Origin of the sequence: Janthinobacterium sp. CG_23.4 (assembly GCF_029892305.1) — a bacterium.
Lineage (GTDB): Bacteria > Pseudomonadota > Gammaproteobacteria > Burkholderiales > Burkholderiaceae_D > Janthinobacterium > Janthinobacterium lividum_D.
Genome location: NZ_JARXUX010000001.1, coordinates 4,803,518 through 4,827,526 on the forward strand (window position 1 = coordinate 4,803,518; position 24,009 = coordinate 4,827,526).

The following is a 24,009-nucleotide window of genomic DNA, read 5'->3' on the forward strand; positions in this document are numbered from 1 at the left end:
CTAAAAACTCGATCCTGGCTGGCGCAGGAATTCAAGCTCTTCCGGCGTGGAGGGCCGGCCGAGATTGGCGTTGCGGTGGGGGAAGCGGCCGAAGCGGGCGATCACTTCCTGGTGCCGCTGGGCATAATCGAGCATGCTCTCAAAACCGGGCTGCGTCTGCGATAGCAGCTGGAATAGCTCGACGGCGCGCGCCTGCATGGCCAGCTCTTCGGCATGTTCGAATGGCAGGTAGGCGAAGGCGCGCAGCATGGGCGGCAACTGCTGGTCCTGCCCTGCTTGCGTCAAGGACACTGCCAGCGCCAGTGCCAAGGCGTCGCCGGCAAAAGCACGCGGCGTGCCGCGGTAGACATTGCGCGTGAACTGATCGAGCACGATGAGGTGCGCCAGCGCACCGTGCGGCGTCGCGTTCCACGCGCGCAAGCCACCGTCGATGGCGGTATCGATCAGCGCACCGAAACGCGCGCGTATGCGCGCATCAAAGGCATCGTCCTTGCGGAACCATTCCATGCGCGATTGAGCATGGCCACGGTGATCGGGCGGCAGGAACCAGAAATCGAGTACGTCTTGGGCCTGTGCATCCATGTCCATCCTTTTCAGTTGCGTGCGTGCGACAGCTGGAAGCCGGCGATGCCTTCAAAGGCGGCCAGTTCGGCCGACATGGTCGACAGGCTGGCGCCCGTGTTCTTGCCATGCGCGATGGCGACAAAGCGCCACTCCTGCATGCCGTCGGTACTGCCGATGGAAAGCGAGCCACCGGCGATGTCGTAGCCGCGCTTGGCGGCCATGCGCCGCAGTGCCTCTTCGCGCGGAACAAATCCTGGCTTGAAGCGCATGGTGATCGCCACCGCGTGGCGCGACGGCAGCCAATTCTCCAATTTCGACAGAAAAATCATCGCCATTGCGCACAGGAAAGCCAGGCCCATGGCCGACAGATAAAAGCCGATACCGACCATGACGCCGATCACGGACGAAGCCCAGATCGAGGCAGCCGTCGTCAGACCGCTGATATTGAAGCCCTCGCGCATGATGACGCCGGCGCCCAGAAAGCCCACGCCCGTGACAATACCCTGGATAACGCGCGTGGGGTCGCTGCCGACGATGGCGCCATGGCCGCCGTACCAAAACTCCGGATAGCCGCCCAGCACCGTCAGCGCGGCCGAAGCCATGCAGACCAGGCTGTAGGTGCGCATGCCCGCCGCGCGCCCGTGATACGAACGCTCGTAGCCCACCAATAGACCCAGCAGCAGCGCGCCGAGCAGGTTCAACAGGATCACGCCATTCGTTGCCAGCTCGGCCGGCGACCAATAGGCACGCAGGAAGTCTATGGTCGGCATCTAGGGCTTTTTCGTCAGCTGCTTTTCAAACGCCACATCGAGCTTGCTGACGCGGCGTGCCTTTTGCGGTCCCAGCCCATTGACGAAGGCGACAAAGGCATCGAGTTCCAGTGGCGCGCACAGGGGCGGCAAGCCCGGGCCTTCGGTGAGGAAGAACAGTTCATCGCCGGTGCGCGCCATCGTGTAGAGACGATGGCCGGTGCGTTCCTTGAGCCGCTCGATGGCGGAGGTGGCGCGGGTCGAGCGCATCAGATGGCTCCCGTGCGCTGTTCCAGCCACGCCAGCGCATCACCCGCCAAGTGCGGCGCCAGACGCGCGCGCACGCTGGCGTGGTAGTCGTTGAGCCAGGCCGCCTCGTCGTCGCGCAGCAGCGAGCGCTCCACGCAGCGCGTGTCGATCGGGCACAGGGTCAAGGTTTCGAAGCGCAAGAAATCACCGAACTGCGTCGTCCCTGCGGGAACCGCTGGCACATTCAGCACCAGGTTTTCGATGCGGATACCCCACTGGCCGGGACGGTAGATGCCCGGCTCGATGGAAGTGATCATGCCGACCTCCATCGCTGTCTGCGGCTCCGGCATGGCGGACTGCGAAATCGATTGCGGGCCTTCATGGACATTCAGGAAAAAGCCTACGCCGTGTCCCGTGCCATGGCCAAAGTCGATGCCCTCGGCCCACAGCGGTGCGCGGGCGATAGCGTCCAACATGGGTGACTTCACGCCGCGCGGGAACTGCGCGCGCGACAGGGCGATCATGCTGCGCAAGACCAGGGTGAAATCGCGCCTGTGTTCAGCCGTGATCGTGCCGACGGGGACCACACGCGTGATATCGGTGGTGCCGCCAAAGTACTGGCCGCCCGAATCGATCAACAGCAAGCCATCGCCTTCAATGGTCGCTTGCGTATCCGCATGGGCGTGGTAATGCATGATGGCGCCATGTGCGTTGAAACCGGCGATGGTGCCAAAACTGGGGCTAACAAAACCGGCGCGACGCGCGCGCGCGGCAGTCAGGTGTTCGTCGACGCCGATTTCCGTCAGTGGCGCGCGCTGCGGGTCGGCCAGGGTGCGCTCTAACCAGCTGAAAAACTCGCACAGGGCGGCGCCATCGTGCTCCATGGCGGCGCGCACATGCGCCGCTTCGCTATCCGTCTTGCGCGACTTGGCCAGGGTGGTCGGATTGATCGCTTCCACCACCGGCACCGATTCAGGCACGGCCTGGCGCGTGCCGAACGTGATGCGGCGTGGGTCCAGCAGCAAGGTGGCGCTATCAGGCAGGGCGGCCAGCATGCTGCCGGCGCCGTCATACGCGGCCACGTCCACGCCTTGGCTCTCGAGCGTGGCGCGCAGGGAAGCGGACAGCTTGCCATCGGCCACGAACAGGGTGGCGCGCTGCGGGCCAACCAGCGCATGCGCGAGGAAGACGGGGTTATAGCTCACATCGGCGCCACGCAGGTTGAACAGCCAGGCGATATCGTCGAGGGTGGAAATGACGTGATGGCTGGCGCCGTGCGCAGCCATGCTGGCGCGCAGGGCCGCCAGTTTTTCCATGCGCGACAGGGCCGGATACGCCGCCGCATGTTCAAACACGGGGGCGGCAGGCATGGCAGGACGCTGCGACCACACGGCTTGCAGCAAATCGATATCGGTGCGCAGGGTCACCTGCGCGCCCAGCGCCTGCTGCAGCAGGCGTGCATTGGCCAGGCCCAGCACGGCGCCATCGACGGCCACCGTCTGCCCCGACTGCATGGTCTCGCCCAGCCAGTCGATAAACAGCACGCTGGCGCCGGACGGGATTTTTTTCAGGACGATGCCGCTGCCGGCCAGTTCCGTTTCCGCCTGCTCCCAGTAGCGGCCATCGGTCCATACGCCGGCGAAATCGTGCGTCACGACCAAGGTGCCGACCGAGCCCGTAAAACCGGACAGCCACTCGCGTCCCTGCCAGCGCGCCGGCAGGTATTCGGACAGGTGCGGGTCGGCCGATGGCACGATGCAGGCGTCGATGTGCTGCGCGCGCATGGCGCTGCGCAGTTGCGACAAACGGGAGGCGGGAGTGGATTGGTCAGGTGTCTGCATGGGGCCGAAAAGAGCGGTGCTGGGAAGCGCCTATGATACCGCGATTAGCCTGCGGACGGCGCTGCCATCCCGTCGTGCCCTGGCCATGCGCGCCTGGCCAGGACGTTTTCGCCGATTTCAGCTTGCGTCAGCGTTTTTTCCTGGTGCCCGCGTGGCGCAGCTGATACGCTACCGTGCAGCGAGCTTGCCAACGCCGGCAAAAACAATTGCTGGTGCTGCTGCGTCCAGTACCGCACGTCGTCCATCGCCACATCATTCGCCATCATCAGCCTCGTAGCGACGCAAGCCTTCCAGGTCCAGCACGCGGATGCCGCCATAATCGAGGCGCAGCAAGCCCTTTTTTTCAAGCACCTGCAAGGCCTGGTTGGCGCGCTGGCGCGAAGAGCCTGACAACAGACCGATTTCTTCCTGCGACAGCTGCACCAGCGTATCGACGCCAGGATACAAATGCGAATTGAACATCGAGGCCAGGCAGCGCGCCACGCGCGTATTGAGGTCGAGCAGACGTTCGTTTTCCACCATGCCGATGAACTGGCCCAGACGCTCATTGAGTTGCATCAGCAAAAAGCGCGTGAACGGCAAGCTCGTTTCCAGCAGCCAATGGAAGGTGGCACCAGGCAGGCGCGCGACGCGCGTATCGCGCAGCGCCATGGTGTCGTATTTACGGATTTCGTTTTTCAGCAGCGAGCCTTCGCCAAACCAGCTGCCGGGCGGCACGCCGATAAAGGTCATGGCCTTGCCCGAGGCGGAAAAATTATTCATCTTGACCATGCCGCTGATGACGCCGATCCAGTTATCCACCGGCTCGCCCTTACGGCAGACAAAGCCGCCTTTCGGCACCGACGTTTCAAACACATCCGCCTCGACCCTGGCCATTTGCACGGGATCGAGCAACTGCGCCCAGTTGGCCGCGCGCACGGCATCCTTCAGACTGATATCAGGGTAGGTCATTGTGCGATGCACCATCGAAAAGTGGGTAAATGTCCCCGAAAAGACAACTCGGCAAACTAACGCAAGCTACTATCATTGCACAAACGCCTCACACATAAAAACACAGAGCGCCATCCAACGAGGTGGTACCTGAGACAAGCAACAGGGAGACACTGGTGCAAACGACTACCGCAACGACGATGCCGACTTTTCCACGGCGCTTATTGCAACACGGGGCAGTACGACCCGACAAGCCCGCATTCCGCGAAAAGCACCTGGGCATCTGGCAAACCTGGACCTGGTCCCAGGTCAACGACGAGGTGCGCGCCCTGGCCTGCGGCTTGGCAGCCATCGGCTTCCAGCGCGGCATGAACCTGGCCATCATCGGCGACAACCGTCCCCGCCTGTACTGGGCCATGCTGGCCGCGCAAAGTCTGGGCGGCGTACCCGTGCCACTGTACCAGGACGCGCCAGCCGCTGACATGGCCTACGTGCTGGAGGATGCGCAAATCCGCTACGCCATCGTCGAAGACCAGGAACAGGTCGACAAACTGCTCGAACTTAAAGCTGTGTATCCGCACCTCACCCACATCGCTTACGACGATGAACGTGGCATGCGCCATTATCGCCAGCCGGAGTTGATGTCCTTTGCCGCCCTGCAGGTACTCGGCAGGGCCTACGATCGCGAACATCCGGGCTTTTTTGATGCCGCCGTGGCAGCGGGCCAAGGCAGCGACTCGGCCGTCATCCTGTACACCTCGGGCACCACGGGCAAGCCGAAGGGCGTGTGCCAAAGCCATACGGCGCTGCTGGCCGCCGGCGTTGGCGGCGTGGCCTTCGACAAGCTGACCGACGCCGAAGACATCCTGTCCTACCTGCCCATGGCGTGGGTGGGCGACTGCCTGTTTTCGCTGGCGCAAGCCATGGTGGCCGGCTTCACCGTGAATTGTCCCGAATCGGGCGACACGGTAATGATCGACATGCGCGAAATCGGCCCCACCTGCTACTTTGCGCCGCCGCGCGTGTTCGAAAACATGCTCACCAGCGTGATGATACGCATGGAAGACGCCAGCAGCATCAAGCGCCACATGTTCAGCCATTTCATGGACGTGGCCAAACGCTGCGGCGCGCAGATTTTGGATGGCAAGCCCGTGTCGCTGGCGGATCGCCTCAGCTACAAGCTGGGCGAGCTGCTGGTCTACGCTCCCCTGAAAAACGTGCTGGGCCTGTCACGCGTGCGCGTCGCCTATACGGCCGGCGCCGCCATCGGCCCCGACCTGTTTCGCTTCTACCGCTCCATCGGCGTCAACCTCAAGCAATTGTATGGTTCCACCGAAACTTGCGCCTATGTGTGCCTGCAGCCGGACGGCAATATCAAGTTCGACAGCGTGGGCTTGCCGGCACCCGGCGTGGAAGTCAAACTGGCGGCCAATGGCGAAGTGCTGGTCAAGTCGCCGGCCACCATGAGCGCTTACTTCAAGCGTCCCGACGCCACCGCCGAAGTGATCGATGCCGACGGCTACTTCCATACCGGTGACGCGGGCGTATTCGACAGCGAAGGTCATTTGAAAATCATCGACCGCGCGGCCGACGTCGGCAAGCTGACGTGCGGCGCCATCTTCGCGCCCAACTACATCGAAAACAAGCTCAAATTCTTCCCCTTCATCAAGGAAGTGGTGGCCTTCGGCCATGCACGCGACCAGGTCTGCGCCTTCATCAACATCGATATCGAAGCGGTGGGCAACTGGTCCGAGCGGCGTGGCATCGCGTATGCCGGCTACACCGACCTGGCGGCACGCGCCGAAACCTATGGCCTGATCCGCGACTGCATCGAGCAAGTCAACGCGGAACTGGCGACCGACCCACTGATGGAGCGCACTCAGGTACACCGCTTTTTGGTGCTGCACAAGGAACTCGACCCCGACGACGACGAACTGACGCGCACGCGCAAGGTGCGCCGCAAATTCATCGCCGAAAAGTACGCGGTGCTCATTTCCGCGCTGTACGAGGGCAAGACAACGCAATACATCGAGACCCAGGTGAAATTCGAGGATGGCCGCCTTGGCTCGACCAGCGCCGACCTGCAGATCTGGGACAGCAAAACGTATCGGCCCCAAGGCCTGGCCGCATGATGGAGCACAGCACGATGCAAATGAACGAACCCGACGCCCATTTTGGCACGGCCCGCAAGACCGGTCCCGTGATCCTCGACCTGAAGAACATCTCGCTGTCGTTCGGCGGCGTGAAAGCGCTGACCGACATCTCGTTTGACGTCAAGCAGCATGAAATCCGCGCCATCATCGGCCCGAACGGCGCGGGTAAAAGCTCGATGCTGAACGTGATCAATGGCGTGTACCGCCCGCAGCAAGGCGAGATCATTTATCGGGGCGAACACCGGCGCGGCATGGATTGCTATGCGGCCGCCAAGTCCGGCATCGCGCGCACCTTCCAGAACATCGCCCTGTTCAAGGGCATGACGGTGTTAGATAACATCATGACCGGGCGTAACCTGAAGATGAAGTCGAATTTTCTCCTGCAGGCGCTGTATTGGGGCCCGGCCCGGCGCGAGGAAATCGAGCACCGCAAAAAGGCCGAAGAAATCATCGACTTCCTGGAAATCCAGGCCATCCGCAAGACGCCTGTGGGGCGTCTGCCCTACGGCTTGCAAAAGCGCGTCGAACTGGGTCGCGCGCTGGTGGCCGAACCGGAAATTTTGCTGCTCGATGAACCGATGGCCGGCATGAACGTGGAAGAAAAACAGGACATGTGCCGCTTCATCCTCGACGTCAACGACCAACTGGGCACGACCATCGTGCTGATCGAGCACGACATGGGCGTGGTGATGGATATCTCCGACAGGGTGGTGGTGCTCGACTACGGCAAAAAGATCGGCGACGGCACGCCCGACGAGGTGCGCAGCAACCAGGATGTCATCAACGCGTATTTGGGTGTCGCGCACTAGCACCAGACAAGGGATAGCAATGAATATCAATTTTTTCTTTGAAGTGCTGATCGGCGGTCTGCTGTCGGGCGTCATGTACGCGCTGGTGGCGATCGGTTTTGTCCTGATCTACAAGGCTTCGGGCGTGTTCAATTTTGCGCAGGGAGCGATGGTGTTTTTCGCCGCCCTCACCTGCGTCGGCATCATGGACAAGTTCGGCCTGTCGCTGTGGCTGGCCATCCCGCTGACGATGCTCACCATGATCGTCTTGGGTATCGCCATCGAACGGGTAGTCTTGCGGCCCCTCGTCAACCAGCCGGAAATCACGCTCTTCATGGCCACCATCGGCCTGACTTTTTTCATCGAAGGCCTGGCGCAGCTGATGTGGGGCTCGCAAGTACACAAGCTGGACTTGCCCATCGAAGACGTGCCGATGCAGTTCTTGATGGACCGCTTTGACATCAACATCTCGCAGTTCGACCTGATGGCGGCCGGCATCTGCGCGCTGCTGGTGATCTGCCTGGCCCTGCTGTTCTCGAAAACCAAGGTGGGCCGCGCCCTGCGCGCGGTCGCAGACGACCATCAGGCGGCACTGGCGGTTGGCATCCCGCTGCAGCGCATCTGGGCCGTGGTGTGGGGCGTGGCGGGCTTGGTGGCGATGGTGGCCGGCTTGCTCTGGGGGGCGCGTAACGGGGTGCAGTTCGCCCTCACCTTCATCGCCTTGAAAGCGCTGCCAGTGCTGATACTGGGCGGCTTTACTTCCGTGCCCGGCGCCATCGTCGGCGGCCTGATCATCGGCGCCTCGGAAAAGCTGGCCGAAGTCTACCTGGGCCCCATGGTGGGCGGCGGCATCGAAGGCTGGTTCCCGTATGTACTGGCGCTGCTGTTCCTGCTGGTGCGCCCGGAAGGCCTGTTCGGCGAAAAGATCATCCGGCGTATTTGATATTGCATGACTTTTTTACCCCAAAAACAAACCCCGGGGTCGGACCCCGACCCCAGTATTGAAGCCGTTGGGTTGACGCTCAACAGCCAGCAAAGGACACGCCATGATTTACCGTGAAGCAGGACAATTCAAGACCAGCTATCAGGCTGACAGCCAGATTTTTCCGATCCGCCAAGACCGCCTGGCGCTGACAGCCACGCTCCTCGTCGCCGTCTTCCTCCTGCCATATTTTGCCTCGCCCTACATGTTGTCAGCGATCCTGATCCCCTTCCTGATCTTCGCGCTGGCGGCACTGGGCCTGAACATCCTGACCGGCTACGCCGGCCAGCTGTCGCTGGGTACGGCCGCCTTCATGGCCGTGGGCGCGTTTGCCTCGTATAACTTCATGGCTCGCCTGCCAGGACTACCACTGCTGGTGTCGTTCATCCTGGGCGGCCTGTGCGCGGCCATGGTGGGCATCGCCTTCGGCCTGCCCTCCTTGCGTATCCGCGGCTTTTATCTGGCCGCCTCCACGCTGGCGACGCAGTTTTTTGTCGTCTGGTGCCTGACCAAAATCCCGTACCTGACCAACTACAGCTCCTCGGGCGTGATCACGGTGCAGAAAATGAGCATCCTGGGCTACCAGTTCGATACGCCGCAAAGCAAATACCTGCTGGTACTGGCCATCGTGGCCGGCATGGCATTAATGGCCAAGAACATGATCCGCTCGAACGTCGGTCGCTCGTGGATGGCCGTGCGCGACATGGACATGGCGGCCGAGGTGATCGGTTTTCGCCTGATGCGCACCAAGCTGCTGGCGTTCGCCGTCAGCTCGTTCTACTGCGGCGTGGCAGGTGCGCTGTATGCCTATGCCTACCTGGGCACGGTGGAACCGGAAGCATACAACCTGGACCTGTCCTTCCGTATCCTGTTCATGATCATCATCGGCGGCGTCGGTTCGATTTTGGGTTCCTTCTTGGGTGCGGCCTTCATCGTACTGCTGCCCGTGTTCCTGAACACGATTGCGCATGGCCTGGCATTGCCGACCAGCGTGGCCTCGAACCTGGAACTGATGGTGTTCGGCGCCCTGATCATCTTCTTCCTGATCGTCGAACCGCACGGCCTGGCAAGGCTGTGGCAGATCGCGAAAGAGAAATTACGCCTGTGGCCTTTCCCGCACTAGGAATTTGTACCTTGCAGTCTGATGTCGCTTGACTTGAAATCAAATAAACAAGAGGAGACACACAATGAAACACATCAAATCGCTCATGCTGGCCGCCGCTATCGCCAGTGCCGCACTCACCATGGCCGGCAGCGCGCAGGGTCAGGAAAAAAGCCAGGACAAGGAACAGTACATCGCCCTGCCGTCCTACCGCGTAGGTCCTTACGCGGCCGGCGGCTCCGGTTTCTACGGCGGCATCATCGATTACTTCAACCTGGTCAACCAGGCTGGCGGCGTGAATGGCGTGAAAATCAGCTGGGAAGAATGCGAAACCGAATACAACCCATCGCGCGGCGTCGAATGCTATGAACGTCTGAAAACCAAGCAGGGCGGCGCCACCCTGGTCGAAACCCTGTCCACCGGCGTCGCCTACGGCATTCTGGACCGTGTGGCACAAGACAAGATCCCGATGACGATGATCGGCTACGGCCGCTCGGACGCCGCCAACGGCAAGGTCTTCCCGTATGTCTATCCGCTGATCTCCAGCTACTGGAGCCAGGCCGCCGCCATGATCAAGTACCTGGGCGACAAGGATGGCGGCATGGACAAGCTGAAAGGCAAGAAGATCGTCCACCTGTACCACGACTCGGCCTTCGGCAAGGAGCCGCTGCCGGTACTCGAAGCCCTGTCGAAACAGTACGGCTTTGAACTGGTGAAAATTCCCGTCGCACCGCCCGGTAGCGAGCAGCAATCGCAATGGCTGCAAATCCGCCAGGCCAAGCCGGACCATGTGATCCTGTGGGGCTGGGGCGTGATGAACTCCGTTGCCATTAAAACGGCGCAGCGCAATGGCTTCCCACGCGACAAAATGCTGGGCGTCTGGTGGGCTGGCTCCGAGGAAGACACGATTCCATCGGGCGATGCAGCCAAGGGCTACACGGCGATGACTTTCAATACACCGGGCAACTACCCCGTACTCGACGACATCCGTAAAAAACTCTACAGCACCGGCAAGGGCAACCTGTCAGACCAGTCGCGCATCGGCTCCGTCTACCACATGCGCGGCGTGACGGCCGGCATCCTGTGGGTGGAAGCGATCCGCGTGGCGCAGGAAAAATTCGGCAAGGGCAAGCCGGTCACGGGCGAGCAGATGCGCTGGGGCCTGGAAAACCTGAACGTCGACGATGCGCGCCAGAAGGCCATCGGCGCACTGGGTATGTTCCCCAGCGTGAAGACCAGTTGCGATGACCATGAAGGCTCGGGCGCCGTGAAAGTCCAGCAGTGGGATGGCAGGAAATGGACCGCCATCACGCCGACGTGGATCGTCGGCGACAGAGCCCTGGTACGCAAGCTGGTCGAGGAATCCTCAGGCAAGTACGCCGAGGAGAAGAAGATCACGCCGGCGTGCATGAAGTAAGCAACTAGAACCGGACCGGTGCCAGCGCGCCGGTCCCGTGTTTAACATTTTAAAGAAGCAGCCATGAGCCACACTGCCACGCAATCCACGATCAAGACCGAGGCGCCGCCGCCCTACCTATCGGTCAACAATATCGAAGTCATTTACGACCATGTGATCCTGGTCCTGAAGGGTGTGTCGCTGCAAGTCCCGCAGGGAAAGATCGTGGCGCTCTTGGGCGCCAACGGCGCCGGCAAGTCGACCACCTTGAAAACCATTTCGACCCTGCTGCGCGGCGAACGCGGTGACGTTACCAAAGGTGAAGTCCAGTTCAAGGGCGAACGCGTGGATCAATTGACGCCAAATGAACTGGTCAAGCGGGGCCTGTCACAAGTGATGGAAGGGCGTCACTGTTTTGGCCACCTCACCATCGAGGAAAATCTCTTGACCGGAGCCTACACGCGCAGCCTGTCGCGCAGCGAACTGAAAGACGCGCTGGAGAAGGTGTATCACTATTTTCCGCGCCTGAAAACGCGACGCAGCAGCCAGGCCGGCTATACCTCCGGCGGCGAACAGCAGATGTGCGCCATCGGCCGCGCGCTGATGGCCAAGCCGTCGATGATTTTATTGGACGAACCGTCGATGGGGATCGCGCCGCAGATCGTCGAAGAGATCTTCGGCATCGTCAAAGACCTGAACCACAAGGAAAACGTATCTTTCCTGCTGGCCGAGCAAAATACCAACGTGGCACTGCGCTACGCCGACTTCGGCTACATCCTGGAAAACGGCCGCGTCGTGATGGAAGGGCAAGCCCAGGAACTGGCCAGCAATGAAGACGTCAAAGAGTTTTATCTGGGCGTCTCCAGCGCCGGGCGCAAGAGCTTCCGCGACATGAAGTTCTACCGCCGCCGCAAACGCTGGCTGGCCTGACACAGGAGCAGACGTGATGGACATGGAGCGAGCGAAGCAGGTGTGCCGTGCCTTTCCCGGTGCGACAGAAGACATCAAGTGGACGAACGTACTGGCGTTTTCCGTCGGTGGCCGCCTGTTCGCGCTGTGCAGCGCCGAAGCGCACAACACGCGCGGCATGAGCTTCAAAGTCGATGCGGAACGCTTCCTGGAATTGACTGACCGTCCCGGCATCGTCCCGGCGCCCTACCTGGCGCGGGCCAAGTGGGTGCATATCGCCAGCCCCGACGCGCTCGACGACAAGGAAATGGCGACCCTGCTGCACCGCTCATACAGCCTGATTTTTGCCAGGCTGACGAAAAAACTGCAACGTGACATTGGAGAACCAGCAACATGACCGATACGCTCGACAGTCTGGAAGCACGCGCCCCCGAAGAACGCGAACGCGAATTGATGGCCGGCCTGCCGCAGTTGATCGCGCACGCGCAGACGGCGCCGGGCTGGGCCCGCATTCTCGATGGCGTCAACGCAAGCGATATCAACAGCCGCGCCGCGCTGGCGCAACTGCCGGTGACGCGCAAGTCCGACCTCAAGCAATTGCAGCATGCACAACTGCCGTTCGGCGGCTTGAATACGACGCCAAAAAACGCCCTGTCGCGCGTCTTCGTCTCGCCCGGCCCGATCTTCGACCCAGAAGGCCGCGGCCCCGACTGGTGGCGCTTTGCGCGCCCCATGTATGCCGCCGGCGTACGTGCCGGCGGCTTGCTGCAAAACTGCTTTTCGTATCACTTCACACCGGCCGCTTTCATGGTCGAAGGCGGCGCCGCTCGCATCGGCTGCAGCGTCATCCCGGCCGGCATCGGCCAGACGGAAATGCAGGTACAGGCGATGGTCGATCTGAAGCCCGATACGTATATCGGCACGCCGTCATTCCTGAAATTGATCATCGAAAAAGCGCGCGAGATGGGCGCCGACATCAGCAGCGTCACCCGGGCCTTAATGGGCGCGGAAGCCTTGCCTGAATCCTTGCGCAGGTGGTTTGCCGAAAACGGCGTGCCGCATGTGTTCCAGACCTACGCCTCCGCCGATATTGGCAGCATCGCCTATGAAACGGCCAGCAATGGCAAGCTCAATCCGGGCATGGTCATCGACGAAAACGTGCTGCTCGAAATCGTCCACCCGGGCAGCGGCATTCCCGTCGCAGCAGGCGAAGTGGGTGAAGTCGTGGTCACTGTCTTCAATGCAGACTACCCACTGATCCGCTTCGCCACGGGCGATTTATCGGCCGTGCTGATGGACGCGCCGAATTCGCCGTGCGGGCGCACGAATACGCGCATCCGCGGCTGGATGGGACGCGCAGACCAGACCACAAAGGTGCGTGCCATGTTCGTGCATCCATCGCAAGTGCATGAAATCACGCGCCGCCACCCGCAGATCAAGAAAGCGCGGTTGGTGGTATCGGGACGCATGGCCAACGACGAGATGGCCTTGCATTGCGAAGTCGATGATCCGAAGGATGCCAGCAATATCGAGGCCATCATTGGCTCGATCCGCGAACTGACCAAATTGCGTAGCGATGTGGTGCTGGTGGCCGTCGGCAGCCTGGCGCAAGATGGCAAGGTGATTGACGACATGCGCGATTACAAATAAGGCCGATTTGCGGGATAATACTGGCATTGACCATCAGCCTATTCATCGCCATGCAAGAGTCCATGCAAGAATTTCACCATAACCGTGCCCGTGACCTGATCAAGAACGCGGAACTGCTATTCGACCAAGATAGCGTGCAGGCGTCGATCACACGCATGGCCGATGTACTGAACACGCGCTTCAACGCCAAGGACTCGAAAGAGTTCCCGCTGGTGCTGGGCGTGATGGGCGGCGCCGTCGTCTTTACGGGCAATCTGCTGCCGCAACTGAGCTTTCCGCTCGAATTCGACTACATCCATGTGAGCCGCTACGGCGACGACGACAAGGGCGGCGAAGTGGTGTGGAAAGTCATCCCTCGTTCCAACGTGGCGGGCCGCACCGTCATCGTGCTCGACGATATTCTCGACGAAGGCGAAACCTTGGCGCACGTCAAACAACGCTTGCTCGACATGGGCGCTTCGGAAGTGATCCTGGCCGTATTTGCCGACAAGGCCATCGGCAAGACAAAGCCCGTGCAGGCGGACATCGTCGGCCTGGTGATCCCGAACCGCTTCGTCGTCGGCTTCGGCATGGATGCGTACGGCTACTGGCGCAATCTGCCAGGCCTGTGGGCCATCAAGCCTGAGGATTTGAAGCAGGAGTGATTGTGGTGTTGTCGGATTACGCGCTGCGCGCTAATCCGACCTACCCATGGTTGACGCGGCAGGTCGTACGTAGGTCGGATTAGCGCAGCGTAATCCGACACCACCACCGCAGCACCCGCGTTACAGCTTCAGCCGCGCGCGCGCCGCATCGTATTCGGCCTTCAGGCGCGCCACCATCTCTTCTACGCTTGGCACGTCGTCCATCAAACCCACGCCCTGGCCAGCACCCCAGATATCGCGCCAGGCCTTGGCGCTGCCCGAGCCAAAGTTCATCGAACTCTTGTCCGCTTCGGGCAAGGCTTCCGGATCAAGTCCTGCAGCGACGATCGATTTTTTCAGGTAGTTGCCGTGCACGCCCGTAAACAAATTCGTATAGACGATGTCCGCAGCGCTTGAATCCACAATGGCGTCGCGGTAACCGTCGCTGACGTTCGATTCCTTGGTCGCCAGCCAACGCGAGCCTATGTAGGCAAAGTCGGCACCCATGGCTTGTGCTGCCAGCACGGCGTCGCCCGTGGCGATGGAGCCGGACAGCGCCAGCGGACCGTCAAAGAATTTGCGCACTTCGCCCACCAGCGCGAATGGCGACAAGGTGCCTGCATGGCCGCCAGCGCCGGTGGCCACCAGTATCAAGCCGTCGACACCGGCCTCCAGCGCCTTTTTTGCGTGGCGGATCGAAATCACATCATGCAGCACGATGCCGCCATAGCTGTGGATGGCGTCGAGCATTTCTTTGGGCGGCGCACGCAGCGACGAAATGATGATGGGAATCTGGTGTTTCACGCACACTTCCACGTCATGTGCCAGGCGGTCGTTCGACTGGTGCACGATCTGGTTGACAGCAATCGGCCCCACTTTTTTGTCGGGATTGGCGGCCTGGAAGGCTGCCAGCTCGACTCGCAAATCCGTGAGCCAGGTGTCGAGCAATTCAGCGGGACGCGCGTTCAGCGCCGGGAAGGAACCGACGATGCCGGCCTTGCACTGTGCCGCGACGAGGGCCGGGCCGCTGGCGATAAACATCGGCGAGGCGATAACGGGTAAGGAAAGGTTTTGCAACGCAACAGGCAATGCCATGGCGGACTCGCTGGAAAGTTGATCGGGATGAAAGACACACTGAACGTTAATTATAGTGCAGAAAAAGTACGGTCGTGCTGAATTTGTTAGCTATCCGTGTCTAGGCTCATTGAGCAAGTACTCACCCTCGACATGTGCCGCGCAAGCTCTGCATAGCTGCGCGACAGCCCACTCGGCCAACGCAACCGTCTCCTGGCGCAGGAAGCGCCGGTTGGCCTCTTCGAAGATGGGCATGCCGCGCAACAGCGCGGGTATCGTGGCGATGGCGATGCGCTGACGCTCGAGCAGCAAAAATTTCAGCAGCACCTTGACCGCATTCTGCGCATTGCGCACGGGGTCCGACGACAGGTAGTCGAGGCGCGAATAGGCGCGCTGCAGGGCCCCGGCGGCATCCTGGAACGGCCGCCCGTGGCCGGGGATGACGACGCGCACGTCCAGGCTGGCGATCAGGTCCAGCGTGGCGCGCGCCTCGCTAAAACCGGAGCGGCCGTCGAGTTCGGGGAAGATCACGCCAAAACCGTTTTCCCACAGGGCGTCGGCGGAAATGAGGATGCCCTCGTCGGCGCAGTAAAAAATCAGCGAGTGCGGGTCGTGACCCGGTGCACCCAGCGCCTGCCAGGCCATATCGGCCAAGGTCAAGGTGTCACCGGGAGAAATGGTGGCATCAAAGCCGAAGCGCGGGCATTGCTGGCCCGTGGCCTGGAAGCTGAGCGCATCGACATCCCACACTCGCACCTTGTCCGCTTCGGCTACCGGAATGGCGGTGTGGCAGCCATATTGGGCTTGCAACAGTGCGTTGCCGCCGCAATGGTCGGAGTGCAAATGGGTGTTGAACAAGCGCTCCAGCGGGCGCCCATGCAAGCTATGGCGCAGCAAGGCCAGCGTTTGCGGCGCATGCGTGACATAACCGCTGTCGATCAGGGCCGTGTCATCCTTGCCCTTGAACAGGATGTTGTTCGACGATAGCCAGCCGCGTTCGAACACCTGAATAGCATCGGGGAACAACGCTGGCGATCGCGGCATGGGTTTCCTCAGTAATCGGGCTCGAAATCGAGCAGGGATACACGGCCCGGCAACTGGGCCAACACGGCGCGCTTGAAGTCGTCATCTGCCTTGCTCCAGGCGATGATCTCGTCGAGCGTGCGCATACAGCCTTCGCACAAAGCGCTGTTGGGATTGATCTTGCACAGGCTGACACAGGGCGAAGGCACCGGTGACGGCAGGGGGAGCGGAACGGCTGGCGGAGGTGGGGTAGCGACCATCATGGAGCGGCATCGGTAAACGTCGAGGCTTTCATTATGCCGCGAAACCAACCTGGCGAGGCGATGGCATCGCCATGCAATGTTTCTGTAAATATATTGACAAGAAAAATCATATCAAAAAATCATCCTCCGGAAATTTTTTACAGTCCATACTCACTCTACGGGTATCCGTCCTACAACACGATCAGGCCAAATCCTGCTTGACTTAAGATATTTCATAACTATACTACCATCCATACAGATGGCAAATGGATGCCGCGGAGAGTTTTTGGAGACTTATGGCCAAGCAAGACAGCAAACCCAAAATTGGGGAATCCGAAAAAATCACGATCAACCTCGGTTTGATCGACCTGGGGCAGATCGATTTGCTGGTCCAGGAGGGTTTTTATTCCAACCGCACGGATCTGATCCGGACGGCGATCCGCAACCAGCTGGGCGCCCACGCCGACGTGGTCAAGCAAACCGTCGCCCGTAAAAGCCTGGTACTGGGCATGCAGCATTATTCGCGCGCCGACCTGGAAGCGATCCAGGCAGCCGGCCAGCGCCTGCAAATCCAGGTTCTGGGACTGGCCAGCATCGCCAGCGACGTCTCCGTGGAACTGGCACTGGCCACCATCGAGTCGATTTTCGTATTAGGTGCCCTGCATGCCAGCAGCGTCGTCAAGACCGCGCTCGCAGGGCGAATTCACTAGCGTATTGGTTCGTGGCGATGCCCCGACCGATGCGCAGCACCGTTAAGGATAGTCATGAAACTCCCTCTCAACATGTTGGCGCAGATGCGCGCCGCAAGCCGTAATCTGATGGGCCAAAGTCCCGCCGCCGCCGCAGCCATCGAGCAGGCGCTGGCTGCGGCTGGCCTGGTGCCGCAGGCAGCGCCCAAACAGCAGCCGTCACCACAGCCCATGCGCGATATTAATCAGCCACCTGCGCCATCACCGGCACCAGCATCAGCGCAGGCCCGAGCCGCGCAGCCGCAAGCCGATGCTACGCCGGAAACGGCTGCCGTGCCACCCACGCCCGCGCAGGTGGCCCAGGAGTTCGCACAAGATTTCATGGCGCGTCTGGGCGTGCCGGCAGGCCTGAGACAGCATAGCTTCGACATGCCCACCTTCGAGCTGCCGAATTTCCATCCGCCCGGTTTCAATGCGCCAGCGAGCACGCCGGCGCAGATGCCCGCTGGCGCGCAGTTCATCGACGGCGTATACCGCAACCATGCGGGTACGCGCTCCTACAAACTGTACATTCCCAGCAGCTATCATGGCCAAGCCATGCCGCTGATCGTGATGCTGCATGGCTGCACGCAAAATCCCGACGATTTCGCGGCAGGCACCCAAATGAATGCGCTGGCCGAAGAAAATGAATGTTTTGTCGTCTACCCGGCGCAAACACAGGGAGCCAACAGTTCGCGCTGCTGGAACTGGTTCAATGCCATCGACCAGCAGCGCGACCAGGGCGAACCGTCGCTGATCGCCGGTATCGCGCGGCAAGTGATCGACGACTACCCGGTGAATGAACGCGAAGTGTTCGTCGCCGGCCTGTCGGCGGGCGGCGCCATGGCCGTCATTGTCGGCACCTTGTACCCGGATTTGTTCGCCGCCGTCGGCGTGCATTCGGGCCTGCCGTTCGCCTCGGCACAGGACTTGCCGTCGGCGCTGGCCGCCATGAAAGGCGGCGCCATGCCCAATGCCCAGCGCAAGGCACCGGCAGGCGGCGTGCCCATCATCGTTTTCCATGGCGACCGCGACACCACCGTCAACCCGCGCAATGGCGATGAACTGATTGCCCAGGGCGTACGCAGCCAAGCTGGCGGCAAGGCTGCCAAGGCCGCTTCCATCGATGGCAGCGTACCAAATGGCCACCGCTACACGCGCACCACGCATAGCCAGGCAGATGGCTCACCGCTGGGGGAACACTGGGTCATCCACGGCGCCGGCCATGCCTGGTCCGGCGGCAGCGGCAACGGTAGTTATACAGACGGCAAAGGCCCGGACGCCAGCAGAGAGATGCTGCGCTTCTTCAAGACCGTCAGCTGATGTTTTCGACGAACGGCGCGATTTGCCGCTGCTTGTCGGCGATCTCGCAGATACCGTCAGCATAGCGGCTGGAGATGGCGATGAACTGGTCCTGAATTTCCAGGAAAGCATCGACGATCTCGGCGTCAAAGTGCGAACCGCGACCCTCGATGATGATCTGCACGGCCTGCGCATGCTCCATGCCCTGCTTGTAGATGCGTCGGCTGATCAAGGCGTCATAGACGTCGGCCAGCGCCATCAGGCGTGCCGAAATCGGAATTTCTTCGCCTGCGAGTCCTTGCGGGTAGCCGCTGCCATCCCATTTTTCATGGTGGCTATAGGCGATCTCCTTGGCGTACTTGAGGAAATCGACTTCGATGCCCAGCTCTTGCTCGGCTGCCAGGATGGCGTCGCGCCCCAGCGTGGTGTGCGTCTTCATGATGGCCATTTCATGCGGTTCAAAACGCCCCGGCTTGAGCAAAATATGGTCGGGGATGCCCACCTTGCCGATATCGTGCAGCGGCGCAGTCTTGAACAGCAGTTCGATATTCTTGTCCGTCAAAAAAGCCCGGAAACGTGGCAAGCCGCGTACCTTCTCTGCCAGCGCTTTCAGGTAGTGCGAGGTGCGGCGGATATGGTTACCCGTTTCGCTGTCGCGCGTCTCGGCCAGGGAAGCCATGGCGTGGATGGTGACATCCTGCAGCGCCTTGACTTCCTGCACCCGTCGCTCCACTTCCGTTTCCAGATACTGGTTCTGGTCGCGCAAGAAATCCTGCATCTGCTTCATCGCCAACTGCGTCTTGATGCGCGCCAGTACGATGGGCGACGAAATCGGCTTGGTGATGTAGTCGACGGCGCCCAAAGCCAGGCCCAGCTGCTCGTCGGCTACCTCGCTCATGGCAGTCACAAACATGACGGGTATGCCAGCCGTGACGGGATCGGCCTTCAGCGCGCGGCACACATCGTAGCCGCTCATGCCCGGCATCATGATGTCGAGCAGAATCAGGTCCGGCTGGTCGCCGCCAGCGGCGATCTTCAGTGCGCGCTCGCCATTGACGGCAATCTTGGTCCGGTAATCGTCTTCCAGCACCGCACGCAACAGGTCGATATTGTCTGGCGTGTCGTCGACCACCAGGATGGTTGGCTTGCTTGCTGGCGCTTTCATATCTGTCCTTCGTTCTGCATATCTATACCTGTCACAGTGTCAGCTCCAGCGCCTCGGCTACCTCACCGAGCTGCGCCAGCGCACCTTCGAAATCGTATTGTCCGAGCATGCGCTTCAACTGGCGCGCATGTTCCGCCTGCCCGGCCGCGGCCAGCACGGGAGCGATACCGTCAAGATGCCTGACGGCCTGCGCATCGTCCTGCTGCAGCAGCTGTGACAGTTCGCGCAAGCCCGCCTCCAAGTGTGCCCGCTCCACTGGTGCCACGACAGCGTTGCCTGGCTCGGCCACATTGCTGCGCGACTGCATGGCCAACACAATCTTCGGCACCAGTTCGTCGAGCGCCAGGGTGCAGGCCGCAAGCGCCTGCGGCAAACCGTCATGCGATCCCAGACTAAGTAAATGCTCGACCCGCGCCGCGCTGTCGGCCAGGCCACCGGCACCGATATTGCCAGCCAGGCCCTTGAGGGTATGCGCTTCTCGGATTGCCGTCTCGAGCTGGTTGTTCTCGATGGCGGTGACGATGCGCTGCATGGCATCGAACTGTGTTTCCACAAAACGCTCCAGCAGTTTTCGCATCAAAGGAATATTACCGCCCACGCGCCGTATGGTCTCCGCCATCTTCAGGCCGGCGATCACAGGCAGCTCCGCTTCAGGCTGCGGCTGCGGCTGCGGCTGCGGCTGCGCCGCCGTCGCCTCCTGAGGCGCAGCCGGCGTGATCCAGCGCGCCAGCGTACCGAACAGCTGCGCCACGTTGATCGGCTTGGCGATGAAATCGTTCATGCCGGCGTCCAGGCATTTTTCCTTATCGCCAACCATGGCATTGGCCGTCATGGCGATCACGGGCAAATTCGAATGGCGGGGATCCTGGCGCAGCTTGCGGGTAGCCTGGTAACCATCCATCACCGGCATCTGGCAATCCATCAGCACACCGTCATAGGCATTTTCCTCGATCTTCGCCAACGCGATGGCGCCATTGCTCGCGATGTCAACACGAATACCGGCGTCGTTGAGAATTTTCTGTGCCACTTCCTGATTAACCTCATTGTCTTCAACCAGCAGCAGCCAGGCGCCGCGCAGGGCGCGCTCGTCATCGCGGTAGCTGCTCTGGCGCTGCGTCTTGCGGCTTTGCCCTGTCACGCCGCCAAACACGAACGATATCTGGTCAAGCAAGGTCGAGGCGCTGACCGGCTTGTTCAATACGCCATCGAGCGGCAATTCGCGCTGGCGTGCCGCCTCCAGCAGCGCTTCGCGATGGAAGGCCGTGACCATGATGCAGGCCGGCGTCGCATGGATGCCGGCGGCATCGGCGCGGATACCAGCCAGCGTATCGAGGCCATTCATGCCTGGCATTTTCCAGTCCATCAGCACCAGCCCGTACGGGCGCCCCTCGGCACGCGCCTGCGCCACGGCGCCGATGGCTAGCACGCCGCTAAACACCGCACGCGCCTCGAAACCGAGCGCTGTCAGCATGCTGACGAAGATTTCCCGTGCGCTGGGGTTGTCGTCAACCACCAGCACACGCAGGCCCTGGAACTGCGGCACCACTGGCAGGCTGTCGCGTGGCACGGCGGCCAGGCCGAAACGCGCCGTAAAGAAAAAAGTACTGCCCCTACCCGCTTCGCTGACCAGGTCAATCTCGCCTTCCATCATTTCCACCAGGCGCTTGCTGATGGTCAGCCCCAGGCCGGTGCCGCCATGGTGGCGCGTAGTCGACGTGTCGGCCTGGGTAAATGCCTGGAACAATTTGCTGCGCTGGGGCGGAGTCAGGCCGATGCCGGTGTCACGCACGTCCACGCGCAAGACGGCCGCATGTTCCTCAAGCTGTTGCAGACGGATGCTGACGACGATCTCACCCTTGTCCGTAAACTTGATAGCGTTATTGGTCAGGTTGATCAGTACCTGGCCCAGGCGCAGCGGGTCACCCTGCAATGCATTTGGTACGTCGGGGGCGATGTCGAACAGCAGCTCGAGCCCCTTGTCCTGCGCACGCATCACGGACAGGTCGGCGATCTGCGCCAGCACGTCCTCGAGAAAAAAATCGACTTTTTCAAAGGCCATCTTGCCCGCCTCGATCTTCGAGAAATCGAGGATATCGTCGATGATGGCCAGCAGGTTCTTCGAAGCCGACTCGACCTTCTCGAGGTAGTTGCGCTGGGTCGAGGTGAGCTCGGTCTGCAGCGCCAGGTGGGTCATGCCGATGATGCCGTTCATCGGCGTGCGGATCTCGTGCGACATATTGGCCAGGAAGTCCGACTTCATCTTGGTCGCATCTTCGGCCACTTCGACGGCATGGCGCAGGTCCTGCTCAACGGCCAGGTTGGTGCTCATTTTTTTCAGCGCCTGCAGCAATTCGCCCGTCTCGTCGCGCGACGTCACTTCAGTGACGGAACTGAAGTCGCCATCGGCCACGCGCGTGGCGATCGCCACCGCCTCGCCCAGCGGGCGCGTAATCGAGCGCGCCGACCAGGCAAAGGCCAGGCCTATCAGCAGGGCTACCAGCCCGATGCCGCCCATCAGCATCAGCGACGTATCGATATCGTTGCGTATCCCGGCGGCGCTGTCGCGTATCAAGTGCTGCTGCAAGTCATCGAGCTGGCCCACATGCAGCAGCACTTTTTCCAGCACCGGCAAGGTTTGCGTCTGCACGGCCAGCTCTGCGCCAGCATCGTCACCGCGCTCGGCCAGTTCGAACGTCGTCTTGAGCGTCACGTAGTAGTCGGCGCGTGCAAGGCGCATCTGTTCCAGCAGGCGCCGTTGTTCCGGCCGCGTATCGAGACCATCGAGAATGCGCACCTGCTCGTCGATGGCTTGCTTGATCGCTTCCAGGCGCGCCTGATTCGCCTGGCGGCGTGCCAACTCGTGCTGGCTCGGCAAGCTGCCTATGCGCGCGGCAGCCTCGCGCGCTAGCCCATAGATCTTGCTGGTGGCCTTGGCCGCGATCCAATCGCGCTGCAAAATATCGTCGGTCTCGGCGCGGATGGCATAGATACAACTGCTCGCAAGGGCAATGACGACCAGCATCAGCACGATCAAAATGGCATAACCGGCATTGATACGCACGCCGATGCGGATATCCCTGAAGCGCATGACTTTCCTGTCAGAAATTCTTAAAAATCGAAATCTAAACGTATTCCCCTACGGAAAGCAAGGTTTATTACAAAGCAATTTATACTGCAGCGCTTAATCAGCCAACGTGACCGCTATTGCGAGCGGGGCAGGGTGGCGATATGCGCTTGCAGGCAGGCTGGGCACCAGCAACCGACGACGCGACTGCCGGGCACGGGTATGGCGGGCGGCAAGGCCATGCACCAGCATGCTGCGCCGGCCTGCGGGTCAGTCTGGCCGCACTGGAAGGTGGCGCCGCAGAGAGTGCACTGGCTCATGGCTGTGTTTAAATTAACAAGTGTGTGTCATGCTGCACCGGGGTGTGACGCAGATGTAACGGGCAGTAAAAGGGCTGGCTGGCGGACATATCGAACCAGACTATAGGATCATCAGGGAAAATACAACAAGATCGCCCTATAATGCCGCCAAGATTTTCTTCTTCACTGTAAAATCTCACAAATCTATTTTCCGGACTCGCCATGAATCAACTAGCTAACTTGAACCTGGACATGAATGACGACTTGACGGCGGTGTCGCCACAAATCAAGGCGCAGATTCTGGCCGAGGCCCTTCCCTACATTCGCAATTTCCATGGCAAGACCATCGTCATCAAATACGGTGGCAATGCCATGACGGACGAACGCCTGAAGCACGGCTTCGCGCGCGACGTCATTTTGCTCAAGCTGGTCGGCATGAACCCGGTCGTGGTGCACGGCGGCGGACCGCAGATCGACAACGCACTGAAAAAAATCGGCAAGCAAGGCACCTTTGTGCAAGGCATGCGCATCACTGATGAAGAAACCATGGAAGTGGTGGAGTGGGTACTGGGCGGCGAAGTGCAACAGGATATCGTCATGCTGATCAACCATTACGGCGGCCAGGCAGTTGGCTTGACGGGCAAGGATGGCGGCTTGATCCGGGCACGCAAGATGCAGATGCCAGACCGCGAACATCCGGGCGAATTCCTCGACATCGGCTTTGTGGGCGAGATCGACGCGATCAATCCGGCCGTCGTCAAGGCGCTGCAGGACGATGCCTTCATTCCCATCATCTCGCCTATCGGTTTCGGCCAGGATGGCCAGGCCTACAACATCAACGCCGACGTCGTGGCGGGCAAGATCGCGGAAATCCTGAAAGCGGAAAAGCTGATCATGATGACCAACATCGCCGGCGTCCAGGACAAGCAGGGCAATCTGGTGACCGACCTGTCCGCGCGCGAAATCGACGAGATGTTTGCCGACGGCACGATCTCGGGCGGCATGCTGCCAAAGATCTCGTCCGCGCTCGACGCCGCCAAGTCCGGCGTCAACACGGTGCACATCATCGATGGCCGCATCGAACACTCATTATTGCTGGAAGTGTTGACCGAGCAGGCTTTTGGTACTATGATCCGTTCGCACTAAAGATTAATTCGGCGCAATTCACCCAGCGCC

At 60.9% G+C, this 24,009-nt stretch carries 24 protein-coding genes; 12 read left to right on the forward strand and 12 right to left on the reverse strand.

Translation table 11 applies throughout. The annotated features are described in order from the left end of the window. From H4V96_RS21495 to H4V96_RS21520, 6 genes are read right to left on the reverse strand one after another with little or no spacing between them, the layout of a single operon-like run. Positions 1 to 582 carry a DUF924 family protein gene (locus H4V96_RS21495; RefSeq protein WP_334686024.1) on the reverse strand — a complete coding sequence of 194 codons (582 nt, stop codon included), beginning with the start codon at positions 580 to 582 and terminating at the stop codon, positions 1 to 3. Positions 583 to 593: 11 nt separating this feature from the next. Then, positions 594 to 1,334, reverse strand: coding sequence for an MgtC/SapB family protein (locus H4V96_RS21500; protein ID WP_010393680.1), 741 nt, complete (start codon positions 1,332 to 1,334; stop codon positions 594 to 596). Then, positions 1,335 to 1,583 carry a hypothetical protein gene (locus H4V96_RS21505; RefSeq protein WP_010393683.1) on the reverse strand — a complete coding sequence of 83 codons (249 nt, stop codon included), beginning with the start codon at positions 1,581 to 1,583 and terminating at the stop codon, positions 1,335 to 1,337. Continuing rightward, positions 1,583 to 3,403: an aminopeptidase P family protein gene (locus H4V96_RS21510; protein ID WP_029496074.1), complete on the reverse strand. Its 1,821-nt coding sequence runs from the start codon at positions 3,401 to 3,403 to the stop codon at positions 1,583 to 1,585. The genes H4V96_RS21505 and H4V96_RS21510 overlap by 1 nt, the downstream gene beginning before the upstream one ends. 44 nt (positions 3,404 to 3,447) lie before the next feature. After that, entirely contained in the window at positions 3,448 to 3,669 is a 222-nt protein-coding gene (locus tag H4V96_RS21515) for a hypothetical protein (protein WP_196856186.1), read from the reverse strand. After that, the gene (locus tag H4V96_RS21520) at positions 3,656 to 4,279 is read right to left on the reverse strand and encodes a Crp/Fnr family transcriptional regulator (RefSeq protein ID WP_128089232.1); all 624 of its coding nucleotides are present in this window, start codon (positions 4,277 to 4,279) and stop codon (positions 3,656 to 3,658) included. The genes H4V96_RS21515 and H4V96_RS21520 overlap by 14 nt, the downstream gene beginning before the upstream one ends. 254 nt (positions 4,280 to 4,533) lie before the next feature. On the opposite strand from H4V96_RS21520, the gene H4V96_RS21525 reads away from it, so the two are divergent. From H4V96_RS21525 to H4V96_RS21565, 9 genes are all read left to right on the forward strand, one after another. After that, positions 4,534 to 6,465 carry an AMP-binding protein gene (locus H4V96_RS21525; RefSeq protein WP_196856208.1) on the forward strand — a complete coding sequence of 644 codons (1,932 nt, stop codon included), beginning with the start codon at positions 4,534 to 4,536 and terminating at the stop codon, positions 6,463 to 6,465. Positions 6,466 to 6,479: 14 nt separating this feature from the next. Continuing rightward, positions 6,480 to 7,295: an ABC transporter ATP-binding protein gene (locus tag H4V96_RS21530; RefSeq protein WP_029496076.1), complete on the forward strand. Its 816-nt coding sequence runs from the start codon at positions 6,480 to 6,482 to the stop codon at positions 7,293 to 7,295. Positions 7,296 to 7,320: 25 nt separating this feature from the next. Then, on the forward strand, positions 7,321 to 8,217 hold the full coding sequence (locus H4V96_RS21535; RefSeq protein ID WP_196856207.1) for a branched-chain amino acid ABC transporter permease: 897 nt from the start codon (positions 7,321 to 7,323) through the stop codon (positions 8,215 to 8,217). A 103-nt stretch (positions 8,218 to 8,320) separates the two neighbouring features. Next, the gene (locus H4V96_RS21540) at positions 8,321 to 9,379 is read left to right on the forward strand and encodes a branched-chain amino acid ABC transporter permease (RefSeq protein ID WP_010393700.1); all 1,059 of its coding nucleotides are present in this window, start codon (positions 8,321 to 8,323) and stop codon (positions 9,377 to 9,379) included. Between the two features lie 64 nt (positions 9,380 to 9,443). Continuing rightward, positions 9,444 to 10,775 carry an ABC transporter substrate-binding protein gene (locus H4V96_RS21545; protein ID WP_280721150.1) on the forward strand — a complete coding sequence of 444 codons (1,332 nt, stop codon included), beginning with the start codon at positions 9,444 to 9,446 and terminating at the stop codon, positions 10,773 to 10,775. 63 nt (positions 10,776 to 10,838) lie between these two features. Beyond that, positions 10,839 to 11,684, forward strand: coding sequence for an ABC transporter ATP-binding protein (locus H4V96_RS21550; RefSeq protein WP_010393704.1), 846 nt, complete (start codon positions 10,839 to 10,841; stop codon positions 11,682 to 11,684). A 16-nt stretch (positions 11,685 to 11,700) separates the two neighbouring features. Further along, a complete protein-coding gene (locus H4V96_RS21555; protein ID WP_010393706.1) occupies positions 11,701 to 12,060 on the forward strand; it encodes an MmcQ/YjbR family DNA-binding protein in 360 nt (119 codons plus the stop codon). Then, complete coding sequence (locus H4V96_RS21560) at positions 12,057 to 13,313, forward strand: AMP-binding protein (RefSeq protein WP_196856184.1); 1,257 nt, start codon at positions 12,057 to 12,059, stop codon at positions 13,311 to 13,313. The genes H4V96_RS21555 and H4V96_RS21560 overlap by 4 nt, the downstream gene beginning before the upstream one ends. A gap of 62 nt (positions 13,314 to 13,375) precedes the next feature. After that, positions 13,376 to 13,957 carry a hypoxanthine-guanine phosphoribosyltransferase gene (locus H4V96_RS21565; protein ID WP_196856183.1) on the forward strand — a complete coding sequence of 194 codons (582 nt, stop codon included), beginning with the start codon at positions 13,376 to 13,378 and terminating at the stop codon, positions 13,955 to 13,957. Positions 13,958 to 14,077: 120 nt separating this feature from the next. On the opposite strand, the gene H4V96_RS21570 is transcribed toward H4V96_RS21565, so the two are convergent. From H4V96_RS21570 to H4V96_RS21580, 3 genes are all read right to left on the reverse strand, one after another. Next, positions 14,078 to 15,031, reverse strand: a complete 954-nt coding sequence (locus tag H4V96_RS21570) for a nitronate monooxygenase family protein (protein ID WP_010393712.1) — start codon at positions 15,029 to 15,031, stop codon at positions 14,078 to 14,080. Between the two features lie 90 nt (positions 15,032 to 15,121). Continuing rightward, entirely contained in the window at positions 15,122 to 16,054 is a 933-nt protein-coding gene (locus tag H4V96_RS21575) for an MBL fold metallo-hydrolase (protein ID WP_010393714.1), read from the reverse strand. Positions 16,055 to 16,062: 8 nt separating this feature from the next. Continuing rightward, the gene (locus tag H4V96_RS21580; protein ID WP_010393717.1) at positions 16,063 to 16,179 is read right to left on the reverse strand and encodes a DUF1289 domain-containing protein; all 117 of its coding nucleotides are present in this window, start codon (positions 16,177 to 16,179) and stop codon (positions 16,063 to 16,065) included. A 392-nt stretch (positions 16,180 to 16,571) separates the two neighbouring features. On the opposite strand from H4V96_RS21580, the gene H4V96_RS21585 reads away from it, so the two are divergent. After that, the gene (locus H4V96_RS21585) at positions 16,572 to 16,985 is read left to right on the forward strand and encodes a CopG family transcriptional regulator (protein ID WP_010393719.1); all 414 of its coding nucleotides are present in this window, start codon (positions 16,572 to 16,574) and stop codon (positions 16,983 to 16,985) included. A 54-nt stretch (positions 16,986 to 17,039) separates the two neighbouring features. Beyond that, positions 17,040 to 18,326, forward strand: a complete 1,287-nt coding sequence (locus H4V96_RS21590; protein WP_280721151.1) for a PHB depolymerase family esterase — start codon at positions 17,040 to 17,042, stop codon at positions 18,324 to 18,326. Here the strand turns inward: H4V96_RS21590 and H4V96_RS21595 are convergent. The 3 genes from H4V96_RS21595 to H4V96_RS21605 form a co-directional block, all read right to left on the reverse strand. Then, on the reverse strand, positions 18,319 to 19,470 hold the full coding sequence (locus H4V96_RS21595; RefSeq protein ID WP_010393724.1) for a two-component system response regulator: 1,152 nt from the start codon (positions 19,468 to 19,470) through the stop codon (positions 18,319 to 18,321). The genes H4V96_RS21590 and H4V96_RS21595 overlap by 8 nt on opposite strands. A 31-nt stretch (positions 19,471 to 19,501) precedes the next feature. Further along, entirely contained in the window at positions 19,502 to 22,558 is a 3,057-nt protein-coding gene (locus H4V96_RS21600) for a response regulator (protein ID WP_280721152.1), read from the reverse strand. 113 nt (positions 22,559 to 22,671) lie between these two features. After that, entirely contained in the window at positions 22,672 to 22,854 is a 183-nt protein-coding gene (locus tag H4V96_RS21605; RefSeq protein ID WP_080570560.1) for a cysteine-rich CWC family protein, read from the reverse strand. Between the two features lie 231 nt (positions 22,855 to 23,085). On the opposite strand from H4V96_RS21605, the gene argB reads away from it, so the two are divergent. Continuing rightward, positions 23,086 to 23,979, forward strand: a complete 894-nt coding sequence (gene argB, locus H4V96_RS21610; protein ID WP_010393729.1) for an acetylglutamate kinase — start codon at positions 23,086 to 23,088, stop codon at positions 23,977 to 23,979. The last annotated feature ends 30 nt before the right edge of the window (positions 23,980 to 24,009 follow it).